The sequence below is a fragment of the Mesorhizobium sp. M2E.F.Ca.ET.209.01.1.1 genome (assembly GCF_004010375.2).
Lineage (GTDB): Bacteria > Pseudomonadota > Alphaproteobacteria > Rhizobiales > Rhizobiaceae > Mesorhizobium.
Genome location: NZ_SADP02000570.1, coordinates 1 through 348 on the forward strand (window position 1 = coordinate 1; position 348 = coordinate 348).

The 348-nt window shown below is 61.8% G+C and carries 1 pseudogene; it reads right to left on the reverse strand.

Annotated features, from left to right (window positions below):
• Window positions 1-348 (reverse strand): annotated as a pseudogene (locus tag EN852_RS36945) (VOC family protein); the annotation flags it as partial.

Here is a 348-nt window from a genome sequence, read left to right on the forward strand (position 1 = left end):
CTCGATACGATGATTGTCCGGATCGCGGATGTAGAGGAAGAAGGCGTTCGAGATGCCGTGCCGTCCAGGCCCGCGCTCGATGTTGCCAACATAGCCGGTGGTCGCCATCAGGTCGAGCAGGTCGATGATGTTGAGCGGCGTCGGCACCCAGAAGGCGACGTGGTGCAGCCGCGGGCCAAGGCCGTTGGTGAAGGCGATGTCGTGGACGCCGCCCTTGCGGTGCGTCCAGGCTGCCCACAGTCTACCGGTCTGGGCGTCATGGGTGTACTCGGTCACGCGGAAGCCGAGCTCGTTGTAGAAGGGAACCGATTAATCGACATTGGGGTAGAAGCAGTTGAAGTGGACGAT